The organism is Trinickia symbiotica (genome assembly GCF_003028655.1).
Classification (GTDB): Bacteria; Pseudomonadota; Gammaproteobacteria; order Burkholderiales; family Burkholderiaceae; genus Trinickia; species Trinickia symbiotica_A.
Genome location: NZ_PYUC01000012.1, coordinates 179,744 through 198,314, shown reverse-complemented (window position 1 = coordinate 198,314; position 18,571 = coordinate 179,744). Strand labels below are relative to the sequence as shown.

The following is an 18,571-nucleotide window of genomic DNA, read 5'->3' as shown; positions in this document are numbered from 1 at the left end:
ACTCAACGTGAATCCTATCGAAAACGATGCATCGCGTGCATTCCTATCGGCCCTCGCCGCTCCGGGCCGCGCCGCCGACATCGGAGAGGCCGACGATATTTACGGCTGGCTCGTCGGCAGCTGGTCGCTCGAAGTACTGCGCTATCGCGGCGTCGATTTGCGCGGCAAAGGCATGACGGCCGAAGCGCATTTCGGCTGGGTGCTCGAGGGCCGCGCCATCGAGGACGTCTGGATCATGCCGCCGCGCGGCACCCGCCCGCCGCAAGATCCGGAATTCAACATGTACGGCACTACGCTGCGCAGCTGGGATCCAGATTTGCGCGCCTGGCGCATTTCATGGACGAATCCGGCGCGAAGTCACCGCGAAACGCAAATCGGCCGGCGCGTTGGAAACGAGATCGTGCAAACGGGGGCGCGCGCCGATGGTCAAGCCACGCGCTGGCGCTTCGCCGAAATCACGTCCCGCGGTTTTCATTGGATCGGCGAAGCGCTCGATCGCGACGGGTCGACTTGGTTCGTCGAAGGTGAATTTCTTGCGACGCGCGTGGAGGGTTGAACGAGGCGACGAGCCGATGTCCGTTCGGCGGCTCCATGCGCCTCGCTCATTGCCCGCAGGGCGTCACTCGCGCTCGTCGATGGCCTGCCGCAACGAAAGCGCGATACCCTTTGCGGCAAGCTCTATATCCGCGAGGCTCGGGAAGCTCGGCGCGATGCGCAGATGCGTGTCGCGGGGATCGGTGCGGTACGGAAACGCCGCACCCGCCGGTGTCAACACGATGCCGGCCTCGGCGGCAAGCGCGACCGTACGCTTGGCGAGTCCATCCGGGGTGTAGAGGCTCACGAAATAGCCGCCCTGCGGGGTCGACCACGAAACGCCGGGCGCATCGGCGAGCATCGCTTCGAAGGTCGCCGCGACCGCATCGAACTTCGGCCGTAACAGCGCGCGATGCCTTTCCATCAATCGCTCGAGCCCCGCGCGATCGCGCAGGAACCGCACGTGCCGCAACTGATTCAGCTTGTCGGGGCCGATCGTGCGCACCGATACGTGGCGCTGCCACCAATCGATGTTACGGGGCGACGATGCGAGAAACGCGACCCCGCCGCCGGCCAATGTCACCTTCGACAGTGATGCGAAGACGAGCGCGCGATCGGGATAGCCCGCCTTCAGCGTGGCTCCGACGATGTCGGGGCTAGCGTGCCTACGCTCGGTCAGGTGATGGAAACGATAAGCATCGTCCCAGAAGAGCCGGAAATCGGGCGCGGCCGTCGGCATTGAAGCAAGGCGCCGCACGACGTCGTCCGAATAGATCGTTCCCGTCGGATTGCTGTAAAGCGGCGTGCACCAGATGCCCTTGATCGAAGGATCGGCGGCAACCTGCGCCTCCACGAAATCCATGTCGGGGCCGTCGTCGTCGATGGGCACCGCGATCATCCGGATGCCCAGCGCCTCGCAGATCGCAAAGTGGCGATCGTAGCCGGGCACTGGACAAAGGATGGCTGCTCCCCTTGGCAGTTTGTGCCACGGTTCGCCGCCCGGTAAGCCGAACAACATTGCGAACGAGAGCACATCGTGCATCAACTCGAGGCTCGAGTTGCCCGCCGAGACCACTTGACTCGGCGACAGGCCGAGCAGCTCGGCGCCGAGCTCGCGCGCTTCGGGTAGGCCCAGCAGATGACCGTAGTTGCGACAATCGATGCCGTCGCGCGAAAGATGTCCGACTGTCCCGGCTTCATCGATCAGTCCGCGAGATAGGTCGAGCTGCTCGGGTGCGGGCTTGCCGCGAGTCATATCGATCGAGAGGCCCAAGCGGGCAAAGTCGTCGTAAGTCATCGGCATGTGTTCTCTCCGCGAGTCATTCCGAAATGAAATGGGGGCTGACGAGTGAAGTATGCCGATATGGGAGGATTCAGACAAACGCGTTATATTGAACGCTTCGTTCAGCTTTTCTGATGATACGACGCGATGAAGACCCTCGATCTCGATGTCCTCTCGATGGTGGTCGCGGTTGCCGATGCCGGTAGCTTCCTGCGTGGCGCCGCACTCGTGCATCGCTCGCAATCGGCAGTCAGCATGCAGGTGAAAGCGCTCGAAGGCGCGCTCGGCAAGACGCTTTTTGTGCGCAGGGCGCGCAGCGTCGTGCCGACTCAAGAGGGGTATCTGCTCATCGAGTACGCGCGCCGAATGCTCGCGCTGCGCGATGAGGCGTGGGCGTCGCTCGTGCATCCCGAGATCAAGGGGCGCGTCGTGATCGGCGTGCCCGACGACTATGCTTCATCGCTGCTGCCCGGCGTGCTGCGAAAGTTCTCGGCGACTTATCCGAAGGTTGAGATTCAGGTGGTCGGCCTGCCGAGCCATGCGCTCGTGCCGCTGGTGAAGGACAACAAAATCGATCTCGCCTGCATGACACGCATGAAAGGCATGCGCGGCGAGCTGATCCGCCTCGAGCCGACGGTCTGGGCCGGCGCGGCGCGTGGCGGCCCGATATGGAAAGAGCGTCCACTGCCGATCGCCGTCTTCGCAGCCGGCAGCGTCGCGCGCGCCAACGCGATCCGCGCGCTGCAGCGTGCGCGCATCGCCTATCGGACTTCGTATGAGAGTCCGAGCTTGCTTGGGCTCTTCAGTATGGTCGAAGCGGGACTCGCGGTGGCGCCCGTCGCGCGTTGCGCGCTGCCCGAGCGATTCGTTCAGCTCGGTCGAGCGCAAGGGCTGCCACCGTTGCCGCCGCTAGAAATCGTGCTCGCACGCAGCGCCGGGTCGAATCGCGCCGAATGCGATTTTTTGGCCGAGCAGATTTTGGGAGAACTGCGGATTTGAGTACGGGGAACTCACAAGCATCGGATAACAGAAATGTTGCCGGCATCATCAACGGCCACCAACTCACGGCGGCCATCAGGCCACTTCCGAATAAAATCGTCTGGGTAACGATCGTCGCAGTAGTAAATCGGCCGGCCCGCAGCCAGGTGCGACCGAGCCGCTTGCCCATCATCGCGCGCGAATGCACGCTCGACCACCGCCCAGAAACGCTTTTCCTCGGCAGGGGTCATGTCTTCCAATCTTTCAATCGGTAGTGCTGCCATCGCGTACAGCTCGAGCTTAATTCAAGCGCTCTATTATGCCTCTGCCTCGCCGCAGCGGCCGCAAGTGCAACGATGCGGTCGACGTCAAAGCCCTAAAACAACGACTTCTGTCGCTGCTGACTCACCGGCACGACATCGAAGCCATCGAACTTCTCGCGCGCCTTGGCGAGATCGTGCAGCAGCTGCCTTTGCAGCCATGTCTCGGCGCCGCCGCCGAATGCTCTATCGAGCCGCAGTGCCATTTCGGGCGAGATCCCTGCCTTGCCGCTCAACAGGTTGGTCAGCGCTTGGCGGCTCACACCGAGCGCCGTCGCCCCCTGCGTCACGGTCAGGTTGAACCGCTCGAGGCAAGTCTGGCGCACGATAGCGCCGGGATGAATGAAGTCGGAATCGGCCATGGGCCGAAACCTTATCGACGAAGCGGGGATTCGTCAACCGACAAGTGGCGGTTGTCGCGCCGAATGCACGCCCAAAAGACGCGCTTTAGCCGATTCGCGCGAGCGCCTCGTCGATCAACGCTTCCAACAACGGCTCTACTCTCCGGGCCCGCGCTTCGTCATAGGCATACGGACGACTCTCCTGCATATACGTAATCTGGGACAGCTCGAGTTGCACGGCATGGATTCCCTCCTCCGGCTTCCCGTACTGCCTCGTGATATAGCCACCCTTGAAGCGCCCATTCGCAACGGCCGTGAAAGCCCCGTCCCGCGTCACGCATTCGGCCAACGCCTCGGCCATCCCCGGCGCCGCGCTCGCACCGCCCGCCGTGCCGAAGTTGAAATCGGGCAAGCGCCCCTCGAAGAAGCGCGGCACGCGGGAGCGAATCGAATGCGCCTCCCATAGCAGAACCTTACCGTGCCGCGCCTTTAATGCCGCGATCTCTTCGACGAGCGCATCGTGATAAGGCTGCCAGTACTTCGCGCGGCGCCGCGCGACCTGCTCGTCCGTCGGCTCGCCGCCCGGATGGTAGAGCGGCTCCTTGTCGAACGTATCGACGGGCAGCAAGCCCGTCGTGTCCTGTCCCGGGTACAGACTCGCGTTGTCGGGCGGGCGGTTGAGGTCGATCACGTAGCGTGCGTAGGTCGGCACGATCAGCGACGCCCCGCGCCGCGCCGCAATCCCGTAAAGGCGCTCGAGATGCCAGTCGCAATCGTCGACATACCCGGCCACATCCGTCATCGTCGCCCGGATCTCATCGGGGATTTCAGTACCGACGTGCGGCATCGAAATCAGCAGCGGCAAGTGCCCGCGGTGGACCGAGAAAACGGGCCGCTCATGCGAGGTGTTCATTTGATGGAGTGTCAATATGAGAAGGAACAGCCGCCCATCTTAGCGCAGCAGCTCCCCCATCGCTTCCCGATACGTCGCATAAGCTCGCTCCTCGTCGGCGTGCCTGCCATCCCGCACGACGCATCGACCACCGACATAGACCTCGCGAATGGGCGATGTGCCGTGCTCGCAGAATACGATGCCGGCGAGCCAGCTTTCACGCGGGTGCGCATCGATACACGGATGCCTCGGATCGAGCACGATCCAGTCGGCCCGGCAGCCCGCGCGCAAAGCCCCCGTGAGGCGGCCGGTCGCGGCAGCACCACCCGCGAGCACCGCCTCGACGAGTCGATCGGCGACTTGCGGCCTTGCCTCGCCCGCGAGCACGTTGCGCTCGCGACGCGCGAGACGCTGTCCGTATTCGACGAGACGCAGCTCGGCACGCCAGTCGACGGCCACATGGCTGTCCGATCCGATGCCGATGCGCCCTCCCGCGTCGAGGTAATCGCGCGCGGGAAAGATGCCGTCCCCAAGATTCGCCTCCGTCGTCGGACACAATCCGGCCACGGCGCCGCTCGCCGCAAGCCCGGCGACTTCCCCGGCGTCGACATGCGTCGCATGGACGAGGCACCAGCGGCCATCGACATCGAAGCGGTCGAGCAGCCATGCAACGGGGCGCGCCCCTGTCGCAACGATGCACTCGTCGACTTCACCCGTCTGCTCGGCGATATGGATGTGCACCGGTGCGCCACGCATGTCGCTCGAAAGCCCGTCGATGAGCGCTCGCAGCGACTGCTCCGAGACCGCCCGCAGCGAATGCGGGGCAACGCCATACGCGAGCGCGCCATGCTCAGGCCTCGCCTTGCGAAGCCCATCGATCAAATCGAGCAACTCGTCGGGAGTACTGATGAAGCGCCGCTGGTCGTCGCGCGGCGCCCGCGCACCGAACCCGCTGTATTGGTAGAGCACAGGCAGCATCGTCATGCCGATACCCGCGCGCATGGCCGCATCGACGACGCGTTCGGCAAGCTCCGCACGATTCGCATAGCGGCCGCCATCGGGCGCATGATGAACATAGTGGAATTCGCAGACCGACGTATAGCCCGCCTTCAGCATCTCCACATAGAGCCAATATGCGACGGCCGCCAGCGTCTCAGGGGTGACGCGCGCCGCGAACCGATACATGAGCTCGCGCCAGCTCCAAAATGTATCGCTCGCATTCGCCCGATACTCGGCCAGCCCCGCCATGGCACGCTGGAACGCATGCGAATGCAGGTTCGGCATACCCGGCATGAGCGGGCCCGCCGCGCGTGCGACATCGGGCGATGGCGTCGCATTCGGCGTGACGGCAGTCAATGCGCCGCCGGCATCCCATTCGAGCAGCACATTGCGTTGCCACCCGGCTGGAAGCCAGGCATTCTCGGCGAACATCGCGCGCGGCGTTCGAGAATCGGGTGTCATCGTCGTTTCCATCGAATCCGTCATGGCCCGTCGCCGATGGCCCGGGGAAGAAAGCAACCGCGTTCGAACACCGTGACGCCCGCGCGCACAACGCGCGAGGCAAGCGGCCGTCCGATCCAATAAGCGAGCTCGGCGAGTGTTTCGACGGACCACGCGACAAAATCCGCTCGCCGCCCGACTTCGATCACGCCGTGGCGGTCGCTCCGTCCGAGCGCGCGTGCCGCATGGCAAGTTACGCCTTGCAATGCTTCGGTGACCGTCAGCCGGAACAGCGTGCAGCCCATGTTCAACATCGCGAGCAGCGACGTGCACGGCGAGGTCCCCGGATTGCAGTCGGTCGCGAGCGCGATCGGCACGCCGTATCGCCGCAACAAATCGACGGGCGGCAGCTGCGTTTCGCGAATGAAGTAGTAAGCGCCCGGCAACAGCACGGCGACCGTGCCCGCCTCCTTCATCGCCGCCACGCCGGCTTCGTCGAGGAACTCGAGGTGATCGGCCGAGAGCGCCCCGTAGCGCGCCGCAAGCGCCGTCCCTCCGTTGGCGCTCAGCTGCTCGGCATGCATCTTGACTGGCAAGCCGCGGCGAGCCGCCGCATCGAGCACGCGCTCGCTTTGCGCGAGCGAGAATCCGATCCGCTCGCAAAAGACGTCCACCGCATCGACGAGCCCTTCATCGGCCAGCGCCGGCAGCATCCGCTCGCAGACCTCGTCGATGTAGTCGTCGGGGCGGCCAGCGAATTCCGGCGGCAACGCATGCGCGCCGAGAAACGTCGTGTAGACCGATACCGGATAGCGGCGCCCGAGTTCGCGCGCCACGCGCAACATCTTGCGCTCGGTCGCGAGATCGAGGCCATAACCCGATTTGATCTCGATCGCCGCGACGCCTTCCGCAATCAGCGGCTCGAGCCTGCGAGCGGCATCGTCGAGTAGCGTCGCCTCGTCCGCGCCACGCGTCGCGCGCACCGTCGAGACGATCCCGCCGCCACGCCGCGCGATCTCCTCGTAACCGACGCCCGCGAGCCGCATGGCGAATTCATCGGCGCGATGGCCGCCGAAAACGAGATGCGTATGACAGTCGACGAGGCTGGGCGTGACCCACGCGCCGCCGAGATCCTCGCTCGGCCACGACGATAGCTCAGCCGGCAGCTCGCACGCCGGGCCAAACCATTCGATGTTGCCGTCGCGCACCGCGAGTGCCGCATCGACGATCGTCTCGTCCGGGTCGCCGCTCGGGCAAAGATGCAGATGCCGCCAGATTCGCTCGCTCATTTTTCGTCGACCTGTCGATCGAAATAGCGAATGCCGACGGCAAGAGCGGTGCCTTCACCAGACAGGATGCACGACAAGCCACGCGGTCGATCGAGATGCAGCGTGTCCATCGCCGTCAGGCGCACCGGCTCCGCCCCCGTGACTGACAGGTCGACCATCCCTTCGGCGCAAAAGACGAGCGCCGCATCGGCATCGAGCCGATGCTCGTCTCCTGCCCGCCAGAGCTCGACTGTGCCGCTCGCCTCGCTGCGCCGGACCATCAAATTGAAGTCGCGCGTCGGGCCGTCGAGCAGTTCGGCATGGACGACAAGCTCGCCCGCGAAGCGCGCGAACGCGAACGGCTCGCTCAACGCCGTCTGCGCCATGCCGCGCTCGTCGGCGAGCAGCATGCCGGCGCCGGACAGCAGCACGAGCGTCCGATCGACACCCGAGAAACGCGAGAACGGCCCCGAACGTTCGACATCGGCGACACTCACGCGCCAGACGAAGTCGTCGAACCCCGCGCCCGGCGGGTAGACGGCGATCTCGCGCGTCAGGCCGCCGCCATTCTTCCATGGCGAAGCGACGACCTCGGCACCGCGCACGACTCTCTCCGAAGCGAAATTCGCCGGTGGGACGATCGAACCCACCGCGATAGTCTGAAGCGCAACCATCGCCCTCACCTCATCGCCCGAGCATCGGCAGCTTGAGCCCGACGTCTTGCGCGGTGCGTCGCGCGAGGTCGTAGCCGGCGTCGGCATGTCGCATCACGCCCGTCGCCGGATCGTTGAACAGCACGCGCTCGATACGGCGCGCGGCGGCTTCCGTGCCGTCGCAGACGATGACGATGCCGGCATGCTGACTGAAGCCCATGCCGACCCCGCCGCCATGATGCAGCGACACCCAGGTCGCGCCGCCGGCGGTGTTCAGCAGCGCATTCAGGAGCGGCCAGTCGCTGACGGCATCCGAGCCGTCCTTCATCGCCTCGGTCTCGCGATTCGGGCTCGCGACGGAGCCCGTGTCGAGATGGTCGCGGCCGATCACAATGGGCGCCTTCAGCTCGCCGCGCGCGACCATCTCGTTGAAAGCGAGGCCGAGCCGATAGCGGTCTTTCACGCCGACCCAACAGATGCGCGCGGGCAGTCCCTGAAAAGCGATCCGCTCGCGCGCCATATCGAGCCAGTTGTGCAAGTGGGCGTCGTCGGGGATCAGCTCCTTGACCTTGGCATCGGTCTTGTAGATGTCCTCGGGATCGCCCGATAGCGCCACCCAGCGGAACGGCCCCTTGCCTTCGCAAAAGAGTGGGCGGATGTAGGCCGGCACGAAGCCCGGAAAATCGAATGCGTCGTCGACGCCCATGTCGTGCGCCATCTGCCGAATGTTGTTGCCGTAGTCGAGCGTCGCCGCGCCGCGCTTTTGCAACGCGAGCATCGCCCGCACCTGGCCCGCCATCGATTGCTTCGCGGGAGTGACGATGCTTTGCGGATCGGTTCGCTGGCGCTCGCGCCATTCGACGACCGTCCAGCCCTGGGGCAAATAGCCGTTGATAGGATCGTGCGCGCTCGTCTGATCGGTCACGCAATCGGGCGTGATGCCGCGTGCAACGCATTCGGCGAAGACGTCGGCCGCATTGCCCAGCAATCCGATCGAAACGGCCTTGCCGCTCGCCTTCGCCGCCTCGATCATCGCGAGTGCCTCGTCGAGCGTGGTTGCCTTGTTGTCGAGGTAGCGCGTTTTCAGGCGAAAGTCGATGCGCGTCTCGTCGCATTCGACGGCGATCATCGAGAACCCCGCCATCGTCGCGGCGAGGGGTTGCGCGCCGCCCATCCCGCCGAGGCCGCCCGTCAGGATCCAGCGGCCTTTCGCATTGCCGCCGAAATGCTGGTTCGCGACGGAATAGAACGTCTCATAGGTGCCTTGCACGATGCCCTGGCTGCCGATATAGATCCAGCTGCCAGCCGTCATCTGCCCGTACATCATGAGCCCCTTGCGATCGAGCTCGTGAAAGTGCTCCCACGTCGCCCAATGCGGGACGAGGTTCGAGTTCGCGAGCAGCACGCGCGGCGCATCGGCATGCGTCCGGAACACGCCGACGGGCTTGCCGGATTGAATCAGCAGCGTTTCATCGTCGCCGAGGTCCTTCAATGTCTCGAGAATCCGGTCGAAGCAATTCCAGTCGCGCGCCGCGCGGCCGATGCCACCGTAGACGACGAGCGCATGCGGATGCTCGGCGACTTCCGCGTCGAGGTTGTTCTGAATCATCCGGTAGGCGGCTTCGGTGAGCCAGCTCTTGCAGGTCTTCTCCGTGCCGCGCGGTGCACGCACGGTGCGCGTCGGATCGAAGCGCGGATCGGAAAACTTCGGGTCGTTCATGCGGTCCTCCCTCGGGGATTCGTGTGCGTTGATTCGGTCGGCGTCAGTTCAGCAGTCAGAAGTGGCCCGTGAATCGATAGCGGTTGCCTGGGTGCCATAGGTTGGCTACCGAAGCGACGAGCGTGCGCGTCCAGGTGCGTCGATGCAGCACGAGACACGGCTCGCCGTCGGCCATCGCGAGGTGCGCGTGCGTCTCGGGCTCGGGCAGCGCCGCCTCGATTCGATATTCGACGCGCGAGAGCGGCGCGACACGCACGAGGTACTGATTCGGCGTGATTCTCGTGAAGTCCTGCAGCGCGTATTCGGGCGCGGCGGCGGGATTCACCCAACGCTCTTCCAGCTGCACCGGCTCGTCGTTTTCGAAATGCAGCAGCCGCGAATGGAAGATCGGGCTGCCCGGGCTGACCTGCATCTCCTCGGCCAGCGCGGCATCGGCTACGGCCGCGCCCAGTGCGAGCACGCTCGCTCGATGCTGGTGACCGCGCGCGCCGATCTCGTCGGAGATGCTGCGGATCGCAACGAGCGTCGATTCGTATTTGGGCCGTGCGACGAACGTCCCCGCGCCCTGCACGCGCGTAAGCACCTGCTCGGCCGTCAACTCGCGCAGTGCGCGGTTCACCGTCATGCGCGCCACTTTGAATTCGCGCGCGAGCTCGTTCTCTGAAGGCACCTGATCGCCCTCGGCCCATTCGCCCGAATGGATGCGCGCGAGGATGAAATCCTTGATGCCCTGATAAGCGGGAGCGGAAGCGTTCATTTCTTCAGTGCGCGTTGCCGAGGGGATTTGCTCCGGGCACCGATTCCGCCCCCTCCGATGCGAACGCGAACGGGCTTGCCGCGGCGATCGTGCCGTCATGCACGAGCCGCTCGACAGCGGCGATGTCGGGCGCGAAGTAGCGATCGAGCTCATAGTGCGGTACCTCCGCGCGCAGCGTTTCCATCACGCGCCGCAGCGGCGCGCTCGTGCGATGAGGCAGGCGCAAATCGATGCCCTGAGCCGCCGCGAGCAATTCGATCGCGAGAATATTGGCCGTATTCCCGGCGATGTCGGCGAGCTTGCGCGCCGCGAACGTCGCCATCGAGACATGGTCTTCCTGATTCGCCGAGGTCGGCAGCGAATCGACGGACGCCGGATGCGCGAGCGTCTTGTTCTCCGAGGCGAGCGCGGCCGCCGTCACGTGCGCGATCATGAAGCCCGAGTTGACGCCGCCATCCTTGACGAGGAACGGCGGCAGGCCTGAAAGCGTCGCGTCGATAAGCAGCGCGATCCGTCGCTCGGCGAGCGCACCAATCTCCGCGGCCGCGAGCGCGAGATTGTCCGCGGCGAACGCAACGGGCTCCGCGTGGAAGTTGCCGCCCGACAGCACTTCGCCCGTATCGGGGAAAATCAGCGGGTTGTCGGAAACGGCATTCGCTTCGACGAGCAACACGTCGGCCGCGTGACGCATCTGATCGAGACAGGCGCCCATCACCTGCGGCTGACAGCGCAGACTGTACGGGTCCTGAACCTTGCCGCAGTCGCGATGCGAGAGATTGATGCCCGAGCCTTCGAGCAACGCGCGATACGCGGCCGCCGCGTCGATCTGTCCGCGATGACCGCGCAACTCGTGAATGCGCGCATCGAACGGCTTGACGGAGCCGGCCGCGGCATCCACCGACAGCGCACCGGCGACGAGCGCCGTGCGAAAGAGGTCCTCGATCGCGAAGAGGTGGTATAGCGCGAGCGCAGTCGACGCCTGCGTGCCGTTCAGCAGCGCGAGCCCTTCCTTCGCCTGGAGCGTCAGGGGCGCGAGGCCGGCCAACTTCAAACCTTGTGCCGCGCTCATCCGCTCACCGCGAGCGTGCACTTCGCCGATGCCGAGCAGCGCGGCCGATAAATGCGCGAGCGGCGCGAGATCGCCCGAGGCGCCAACCGAGCCTTTGACGGGAATGACGGGCAACACGTCGGCGTTGAAGAGCGCAACGAGCGCGTCCATGACCTCGCGCCGGATCCCGGAGTGACCGCGGCCGAGGCTCGAGAGCTTCAGCGCGATCAAGAGCCGCACGACGGGCGCCGCCATCGGCTCGCCGACGCCGACCGCGTGCGAGAGCACGAGATTGCGCTGCAGCAGCTCGAGCTGATCGTGCGCGATATGCGTGCTCGCGAGGCGGCCGAAACCCGTGTTGATTCCATAGGCGGGCTCGCCTTTGGCGGCGATATCGGCCACCGCCTGCGCACCGGCGTCGATGGCGGCATGGCTCGCCGGGTCGAGCGTGAGCGTGACGGGTTCACGGGCGATGCGACGCAGTTGGGCCAGAGTCAAATGGCCAGGCGTGAGAATCATCATGAAGGTGTCCTGTTGCAGCAGTCGGTCGTCAATGAGGTGGCAGTCTAGTCTCGTCTTCTTGTATATACAACTCGTTTTTACAAGCCGCATGTAAGGGATTTCCATTACATGTAGCGAAGCGCGTGTGGCGGAGCTGAGCGGCGTGCGCGCGCCCGCAAGATCGTTCAAGCGACAGATCGTCGTTGGGGCTCCGAAGGTCCTCGACAAGCAGGCTTCGTCGAACCGCGAGGGCGCGGGTTGTCTAGACATATGCAAGAGAATGGCCGAATCGGCGAACCGGACCGCTACCGACGAGCCGCGAGCCGCACCAAAACAGCGAGCTTGGCGCACTGCAATGGGTCGTTTGGCGGAGATGCGATGAACGGTCCGCACTAACGGCGTGCGCCCAGGCATCGAATGAGTGTGAACAGCCCTAGGTACAAGGTGTGCTTTGTTAGAGGCAAGGGCGGGACGCGGCCAAGCGATCGACGCGGCGCGGGCAGCGACTGCCAAGAGGAAGCGTCGCGGTCATCACCGCAAGCCACCTCCATCGACCAAACGAACCGCTTGATCATGACTAAAACGCGAGAGACTCGAGAAATTCAAGGACAGCGACAGATGGATCTTATCGAACTTGCAAGAGAATCCGGCATGGCCGTGCTGTTGGACGGCAGGATCGGCCGGGAAGAGTACGTGAGCGTGAGCGGCTCGCTCGCCGCGCTCGCGCGCTTTGCCGACGCGGTCCGCAAAGAGCCGGAGAAAGAGGGGTCCGACAACGGCGATTCATGAGACCTCTCGGGGCACCTCGACCCGAGCATGCCGCCTTTCAGGAATCCATGAATCGGCGGTTTGACGAGCGCTTGCCCGATGGAATGCGGCAAGCGACGCATGGGCGCCCGCCCACAGCGCGAGCGCAGCGCGCGACGTCTCGCGAGATGCGCTCGCGCGAGACCGCCCTCTGATCATCCTCTCTGCTTCTCGCCGAAAAGCGAAAGAAGCGTCTTTTCGGCGTCCGTAACATCCTTGCCACGGTTCGCCGCAATTATCGTTTATGACTGCGTGTGCCGCCCCCCCCCAGCCGACATTCGTCTGATTTAAAGAATTCATCGGCACAGCCGAAAACCTTTAAAGCAACTCGCGAATCGCATGCGAAATAAGTGGGGTCGTAAATGAATAATCTTACCGACATTTTCAGGCAGGCGGATTGCTTATTCTGCAGTGTTGACACATGACGTCAGACGTTTCGTATTCGCGTGGCGCGAGCGTCGGCAATTCGTGCGTCACGCCACGCCGTTTTAATGCGCAAACCATTTGCTGTGGTTAAACTAATCATGGTGGCCGCAGTGTTTCAAGCGCCGTCACGTCGAGGCACCAGAGGAGCCCAACAATGAATCGCCCGCTCGGCCGCATGATGCCGCTGCGCGTCATCACGACGATGTCGCCCGGTGCCCGATGGAAGTGGCTTCTCGGGTTCGTCGCGGCAGGCTTGCTCGGCGTCCTCGCCTATTTCGCCTCCATCGAAATACAAACTTCGCGGCTGCAGGCACGCTACCTCGCGCGGCTCGATCGCGACGTCTCCTTCTCGCTCGAGCCTGGCCCGAGCAACAGCATCCGCTTTCCTTCGGCGTCTTTGAGCGGGCCGTACGACATCCGGCTCGGCTATGCGCGTCTCCCCGATTTCGAAAAGCGCCTGCTCGCTCGCGGCTATGTCGTCACCCAGCAGGCGCGCGATTCGTCGACGATGACCGCGATCGCCGATCATGGCCTCTTTGTACCGTATGCGGAAAAGGATCAAGGCGGCCTCAAATTGTTCGCGATGAACGACGAGCCGCTTTTCAGCGCGCGCTACCCGGCGCTCGCCTATCCGAGCTTCGATGCGATTCCGCCGCTCGTCGTGAGCGCGCTGACATTCATCGAGGATCGGTATCTGCTCGATACGCGCGAGCCCTACCGCAATCCCGCCATCGACTGGGGGCGCTTCACGCGCGCACTCGGCGATCAGGCTCTGCGCTTCGTCAATCGCCATCAGTCGACGCCGGGCGGCAGCACGCTCGCCACGCAGATCGAGAAGTTTCGCCACTCGCCGGGCGGCCGCACGGCGACGCCGCCCGAAAAGCTGCGGCAGATCGCATCCGCATCGGTACGCGCTTATCTCGGGGGCGAGGATACGATGCCGGCGCGCCGGACGATCGTCATGCATTACCTGAACACCGTGCCGCTTGCCGCGCAGCCCGGCGTCGGCGAAATCTCCGGTCTCGGCGACGGACTCACCGCCTGGTACGGCCGCGACTTCAACGAGGTCAACAATCTGCTCGCGCAGGCGAGCCTGCAAGGCCCGAGCGGCGAGGTGTCGCCCGAGACCCTCGCCAAGCAGGCGCTCGCGTTCAAGCAAACGTTGTCGTTGCTCATCGCACAGCGCGCCCCTTCGTACTATCTCGTGCACAATCCCGCCGCGCTGGATCGACTGACCGACAGCTATTTGCGCGTGCTGGCAGCCAACGGCGTGATCTCGCCACCGCTGCGCGACGCCGCGCTCGCCGAGCGGCTCGTGCTCAATCGCGCTTCCGCGCCGCAACCGGTTGGCGAATCGTACGTCGCGCGCAAAGCCGTCACGCTTTTGCGCTCGCATCTGATGAATGCGCTCGGCGTCGCCAGCTACTACGATCTCGACCGGCTCGACTTGACGGCGCATGCCACGCTCGATAACAGCGTGCAGCAAAGCGTCAGCGACGCGCTCGCGCGCGCGAGCACCGTCGATGGCGCGAAGGCCGCGGGCCTCTACGGCTTCGAAATGCTGCGCCCGGGCGACGATCCTTCGAAGATCGCGTTCAGCTTCACCCTATTCGAGCGCCGCGGCGGCGAGAATCTGCTGCGCGTGCAGACGGACAGCGTCGATCAGCCATTCGACATCAATCACGGCGCGCGCCTGAACCTCGGCTCGACGGCCAAGCTGCGCACGGTCGTCACGTATCTGCAGATCATCGAGAGATTGCACGCGCGCTATGCGTCCATGTCGACAGCCGAGCTCAAGCGCGTGCAACCCGACCCGCTCGACAATCTCACGCGCTGGGCCGTCGATTACCTCTCGCATACGAACGACCGATCGCTTTCAGCGATGCTCGATGCCGCCGTCGAGCGCAAGTACTCGGCGAGCCCCGGCGAGCTGTTCTCGACCGGCGGCGGAATGCAGGCGTTCACGAACTTCGACAGGTCCGACAACGGCCGCATTCTCACGATCAGCCAGGCATTCCAGCATTCGGTGAATCTCGTCTTCGTGCGACTCATGCGCGACATCGTCCACTACGAGATGATCGAGGCCGCCGGGCCGTCGCTGAGTTGGACCGACGATCCCGAGCTGAGGCAGCGCTACCTCAAGCAGTTCGTCGATCAGGAGAGCCTCGTCTATCTGCATCGCTTCTATAAGAAGTACGAGGGGAAGACGCCCGATGCGGCGCTCGATACGTTGATCGCGGGCATGCACAAGTCCGCGCCGAAGCTCGCAACAGCCTTGCGCAGCGTCGCGCCCGAGGAGCCGCTTCCGTGGTTCGGCGGACGCATGCGCGCCGCTTTGAAAGGCACGCCCGATCAGTGGCTCACCGAGGGCGACCTCGCTGCGCTCTATGCCAAGTACGGCATCGACAAGTTCAACCTCAACGATCGAGGCTACATCGCGCGCGTCCATCCGATCGAACTCTGGATGCTCAACTACCTGCGCAAGCACCCGAACGCTACCGAAAACGAATTGCGCGCGGCGAGCGAAGATGCCCGATTCACGTCCTATGCGTGGCTCTTCAAGACCCGGCATCACTTGACGCAGGACCGCCGCATCCGTCGCATGGTCGAACTCCAGGCGTATGGGCGGATCACGCAGGCGTGGCGCGCGCTCGGCTATCCGTTCGAGACGGTGACGCCTTCGTATGCCGCGGCCGTCGGCGCGTCAGGCGATCGTCCCGACGCGCTGGCGCAGCTGATCGGCACGATCGCGAGCAACGGCAGAATGCTGCCGCTACAAAGCATCGATTCGCTCGAGTTCGCGGCCGGGACACCGTTCGAGACGCACTTCGCGCATGTGCCGAGCAAGCAGGGTCCGGTCGTATCGCCCGAGATCGCCGAGGTTGTCCAGGGGCTGCTCACCTCCGTCGTGCAGGGCGGCACCGGCGCGCGCCTCGCGAGCGGCCTGCCGCTCGGAGACGGTCACACGCTCACTGTGTACGGGAAGACGGGCACCGGCGATCAGCGCTTCGAAGTGTATGCGAGCGGCCACAGGCTCATCGAATCGCGCAAGGTCAATCGTACGGCGACGTTCGTGTTCGTCATCGACAACCGCTTCTTCGGCTCCTTGACCGCCTTCACGCACGAGCCGTACGCGGCGCGCTACAGCTACACGAGCGCGATGGCCGTGCAGCTCTTGAAGTCGCTCGGCCCGACGCTCGCGCCGCTCATCGAGCACGAGGAGCGGACCAGCACGGCTGCCGAGCACGGAGAAGACGCCGCCTCCCCCACCGCTTCCGTCGTCAAGACCGCCTCTCCCTCGTGATGCCGGGTGGGCCGCCGCTTGCGTAAAGCGGCGAGCCCCGTCGGCGATGCATGCGACAATCGCGCGACAACGACAAGCGCGAAAGCGCGCGCATGCTCATTCGCATCGACAAAATCCGCAGAGAGAGACATGACCCATCCAGCCGCCTCCGCGTCTTCCCCTTCCCCGATTTCCTCCGCTGGCGGAGGCTCGCACGCCGTCACCCGAACGCTGCACGGCAACGTTCTCGTCATCGCCATCGACAATCCGCCCGTCAATGCGCTCGGCGTCGAAGTCCGGCGCGGCCTCTTCGAAGCGATCGAAGCGGCCGACGCCGACGCGGCCGTCGCAGCCGTGGTCATCGTCGGCATGGGCCGCAACTTTATCGCCGGTGCCGACATTCGCGAGTTCGGCAAGCCGCCGCAGCCGCCACATCTGCCTGCCGTCTGCGATCGCATCGAGGCGAGCACCAAGCCCGTCGTGGCCGCGATTCACGGCGCCGCGCTCGGCGGCGGGCTCGAAGTCGCGCTCGCGGCCCACTACCGGATCGCCGCGGCCGGTGCCAAGCTCGGCCTGCCCGAAGTGAAGCTCGGGTTATTGCCGGGCGCCGGGGGCACGCAACGCACCCCGCGGCTCATCGGTGCGCGAGCGGCGCTCGATCTCATGCTCTCCGGCCGCCACGCGAGCGCCGACGAAGCGCTGACGCTCGGCCTCATCGATCGTCTTTCCAAGACTGACGACATCGTCATCGAGGGGCTCGCCTACGCGCGGGAGCTCGTCGCCGCGCGCCAGGGTGCGCGGCCGACGCGCGCGGCGGACGGACTCGCCGACGAAGCGGCGAGCCGTGCCGCCATCGAAGCGGCACGCAATGAGACGGCCACGCGCTCACGCGGGCTCTTTTCGCCGCTGAAGATCGTGGAGGCCGTGCAAGCCGCGCTCGAACTGCCATTCGACGAAGGCCTGGCACTCGAGCGCAGACTCTTTCTCGAATGCCTCGACAGCCCGCAGCGCGCCGGGCTCGTCCACGCGTTCTTCGCCGAGCGCGAATCGGCAAAGGTGCCCGAGGCGAGCGCCGCCAGGCCGCGTTCGATTGCGAGCGTCGGTATCGTCGGCGGAGGCACCATGGGTGCCGGCATCGCCGTCGCCGTGCTCGATGCGGGCCTGCCCGTCACGCTGATCGAGCGCGACGATGCCGCGCTCGGCCGCGGGCGCGCGCACGTCGAGCGTGTCTATGACGGCCTCGTCGTGAAGGGACGCATCGACGCGAAAGCGAAGGCGGATGCCATGGCGCGCCTCGCGGGCAGCACGTCGTACGAGGCGCTTGCGAACGTCGACCTCGTGATTGAAGCCGTTTTCGAGGACATGGCCGTCAAAAAGGCCGTCTTCACCGAGCTGGACCGCGTCGCCAGGCCCGGCGCCGTCTTGGCGACGAACACGTCCTATCTCGACATCGACGAAATCGCCGGCGCGACGTCACGGCCCGCCGACGTCATCGGCTTGCATTTCTTCTCGCCGGCCAACGTGATGAAGCTGCTCGAAGTGGTCGTGCCCGCGCGCGTCGCGGCCGATGTCGTCGCGACCGCGTTCGAGTTTGCCAAGCGGCTCGCGAAGGTTTCCGTGCGGGCCGGCGTCTGCGACGGCTTCATCGGCAATCGGCTCCTCGCCGTCTACCGGACCGCGGCCGACTATTTGCTCGAAGACGGCGCATCGCCCTATCAGATCGACGAAGCGATGCGCGCGTTCGGCTATCCGATGGGACCGTACCAGGTCATTGATCTCGCGGGCGGCGACATCGGCTGGGCCGCTCGCAAGCGGCGCGCGCCGACGCGCGATCCGCGCCTGCGCTACGTCGAGATCGCGGACCGCCTCTGCGAGCGCGGCTGGTTCGGACAGAAGACGGGACGCGGGTTTTACCTCTACCCTGAGGGCGCGCGCACGGGCGTTCGCGATCCCGAGGTCGAGGCGCTCGTCGAAGACGAGCGCAAGCGGCGCGGCGTCACGCCTCGCCGCTTCACCGACGAGGAAATCGTCGAGCGCCTGATGACGGCCGTCGTCAACGAAGCGGCGAACATCGTCCGTGAAGGCATTGCGCTGCGCCCGCTCGACGTCGATGTCACCCTCATGCACGGCTACGGCTTTCCGCGCTACCGCGGCGGCCCGATGAAGTATGCGGACACCCTCGGCCTCGCGAACGTGCTCGCGAGTTTGCGGCGCTTCGAGAAGGAGGACCCGCTCTTTTGGAAGCCGTCACCGCTCATCGTCGAACTCGTCGATCGCGGTGCCGACTTCTCGAGCCTCAATACGGCGCGGGGGTGAGCGAG

15 protein-coding genes are annotated in these 18,571 nt (G+C 65.1%); 5 read left to right on the top strand and 10 right to left on the bottom strand.

What is annotated here, in order from left to right; translation table 11 throughout:
* The first annotated feature begins 7 nt into the window (after window positions 1–7).
* Window positions 8–556 carry a hypothetical protein gene (locus C9I57_RS23235; protein ID WP_107152966.1) on the top strand — a complete coding sequence of 183 codons (549 nt, stop codon included), beginning with the start codon at window positions 8–10 and terminating at the stop codon, window positions 554–556.
* 63 nt (window positions 557–619) lie between these two features.
* Here C9I57_RS23235 and C9I57_RS23230 read toward each other — a convergent pair whose 3' ends face one another.
* Complete coding sequence (locus C9I57_RS23230) at window positions 620–1,831, bottom strand: aminotransferase class I/II-fold pyridoxal phosphate-dependent enzyme (RefSeq protein ID WP_440130243.1); 1,212 nt, start codon at window positions 1,829–1,831, stop codon at window positions 620–622.
* Between the two features lie 132 nt (window positions 1,832–1,963).
* Here C9I57_RS23230 and C9I57_RS23225 point away from each other — a divergent pair, with 132 nt between their 5' ends.
* Window positions 1,964–2,815, top strand: a complete 852-nt coding sequence (locus C9I57_RS23225; protein ID WP_107152964.1) for a LysR substrate-binding domain-containing protein — start codon at window positions 1,964–1,966, stop codon at window positions 2,813–2,815.
* A gap of 11 nt (window positions 2,816–2,826) precedes the next feature.
* Here C9I57_RS23225 and C9I57_RS23220 read toward each other — a convergent pair whose 3' ends face one another.
* The 9 genes from C9I57_RS23220 to hutH all read right to left on the bottom strand — a co-directional run bounded on the left by C9I57_RS23220 (window position 2,827) and on the right by hutH (window position 11,755).
* Window positions 2,827–3,078 (bottom strand): hypothetical protein, encoded by a 252-nt coding sequence (locus tag C9I57_RS23220; RefSeq protein ID WP_258187790.1) that lies wholly within the window; start codon window positions 3,076–3,078, stop codon window positions 2,827–2,829.
* Between the two features lie 92 nt (window positions 3,079–3,170).
* A complete protein-coding gene (locus C9I57_RS23215) occupies window positions 3,171–3,476 on the bottom strand; it encodes a HigA family addiction module antitoxin (protein ID WP_018439067.1) in 306 nt (101 codons plus the stop codon).
* An 85-nt stretch (window positions 3,477–3,561) separates the two neighbouring features.
* Window positions 3,562–4,368 (bottom strand): N-formylglutamate deformylase, encoded by an 807-nt coding sequence (gene hutG / locus C9I57_RS23210; protein ID WP_107152963.1) that lies wholly within the window; start codon window positions 4,366–4,368, stop codon window positions 3,562–3,564.
* Window positions 4,369–4,407: 39 nt separating this feature from the next.
* The gene (locus tag C9I57_RS23205; RefSeq protein WP_107153011.1) at window positions 4,408–5,808 is read right to left on the bottom strand and encodes a formimidoylglutamate deiminase; all 1,401 of its coding nucleotides are present in this window, start codon (window positions 5,806–5,808) and stop codon (window positions 4,408–4,410) included.
* Window positions 5,809–5,828: 20 nt separating this feature from the next.
* Window positions 5,829–7,076, bottom strand: coding sequence for an imidazolonepropionase (hutI, locus tag C9I57_RS23200; protein WP_107152962.1), 1,248 nt, complete (start codon window positions 7,074–7,076; stop codon window positions 5,829–5,831).
* Entirely contained in the window at window positions 7,073–7,729 is a 657-nt protein-coding gene (locus C9I57_RS23195; protein WP_258187789.1) for a HutD/Ves family protein, read from the bottom strand. The genes hutI and C9I57_RS23195 overlap by 4 nt, the downstream gene beginning before the upstream one ends.
* Window positions 7,730–7,739: 10 nt before the next feature.
* The gene (gene hutU, locus C9I57_RS23190; RefSeq protein WP_107152961.1) at window positions 7,740–9,428 is read right to left on the bottom strand and encodes a urocanate hydratase; all 1,689 of its coding nucleotides are present in this window, start codon (window positions 9,426–9,428) and stop codon (window positions 7,740–7,742) included.
* A gap of 55 nt (window positions 9,429–9,483) precedes the next feature.
* Window positions 9,484–10,185, bottom strand: coding sequence for a histidine utilization repressor (gene hutC, locus C9I57_RS23185; protein WP_107152960.1), 702 nt, complete (start codon window positions 10,183–10,185; stop codon window positions 9,484–9,486).
* Window positions 10,186–10,189: 4 nt separating this feature from the next.
* The gene (gene hutH, locus C9I57_RS23180; protein ID WP_181321926.1) at window positions 10,190–11,755 is read right to left on the bottom strand and encodes a histidine ammonia-lyase; all 1,566 of its coding nucleotides are present in this window, start codon (window positions 11,753–11,755) and stop codon (window positions 10,190–10,192) included.
* Between the two features lie 597 nt (window positions 11,756–12,352).
* Here hutH and C9I57_RS32850 point away from each other — a divergent pair.
* The 3 genes from C9I57_RS32850 to C9I57_RS23170 all read left to right on the top strand — a co-directional run bounded on the left by C9I57_RS32850 (window position 12,353) and on the right by C9I57_RS23170 (window position 18,566).
* A complete protein-coding gene (locus C9I57_RS32850) occupies window positions 12,353–12,523 on the top strand; it encodes a hypothetical protein (protein WP_181321925.1) in 171 nt (56 codons plus the stop codon).
* Between the two features lie 598 nt (window positions 12,524–13,121).
* The gene (locus C9I57_RS23175; protein WP_107152959.1) at window positions 13,122–16,271 is read left to right on the top strand and encodes a transglycosylase domain-containing protein; all 3,150 of its coding nucleotides are present in this window, start codon (window positions 13,122–13,124) and stop codon (window positions 16,269–16,271) included.
* A 129-nt stretch (window positions 16,272–16,400) separates the two neighbouring features.
* Window positions 16,401–18,566, top strand: a complete 2,166-nt coding sequence (locus tag C9I57_RS23170; RefSeq protein WP_258187788.1) for a 3-hydroxyacyl-CoA dehydrogenase NAD-binding domain-containing protein — start codon at window positions 16,401–16,403, stop codon at window positions 18,564–18,566.
* The last annotated feature ends 5 nt before the right edge of the window (window positions 18,567–18,571 follow it).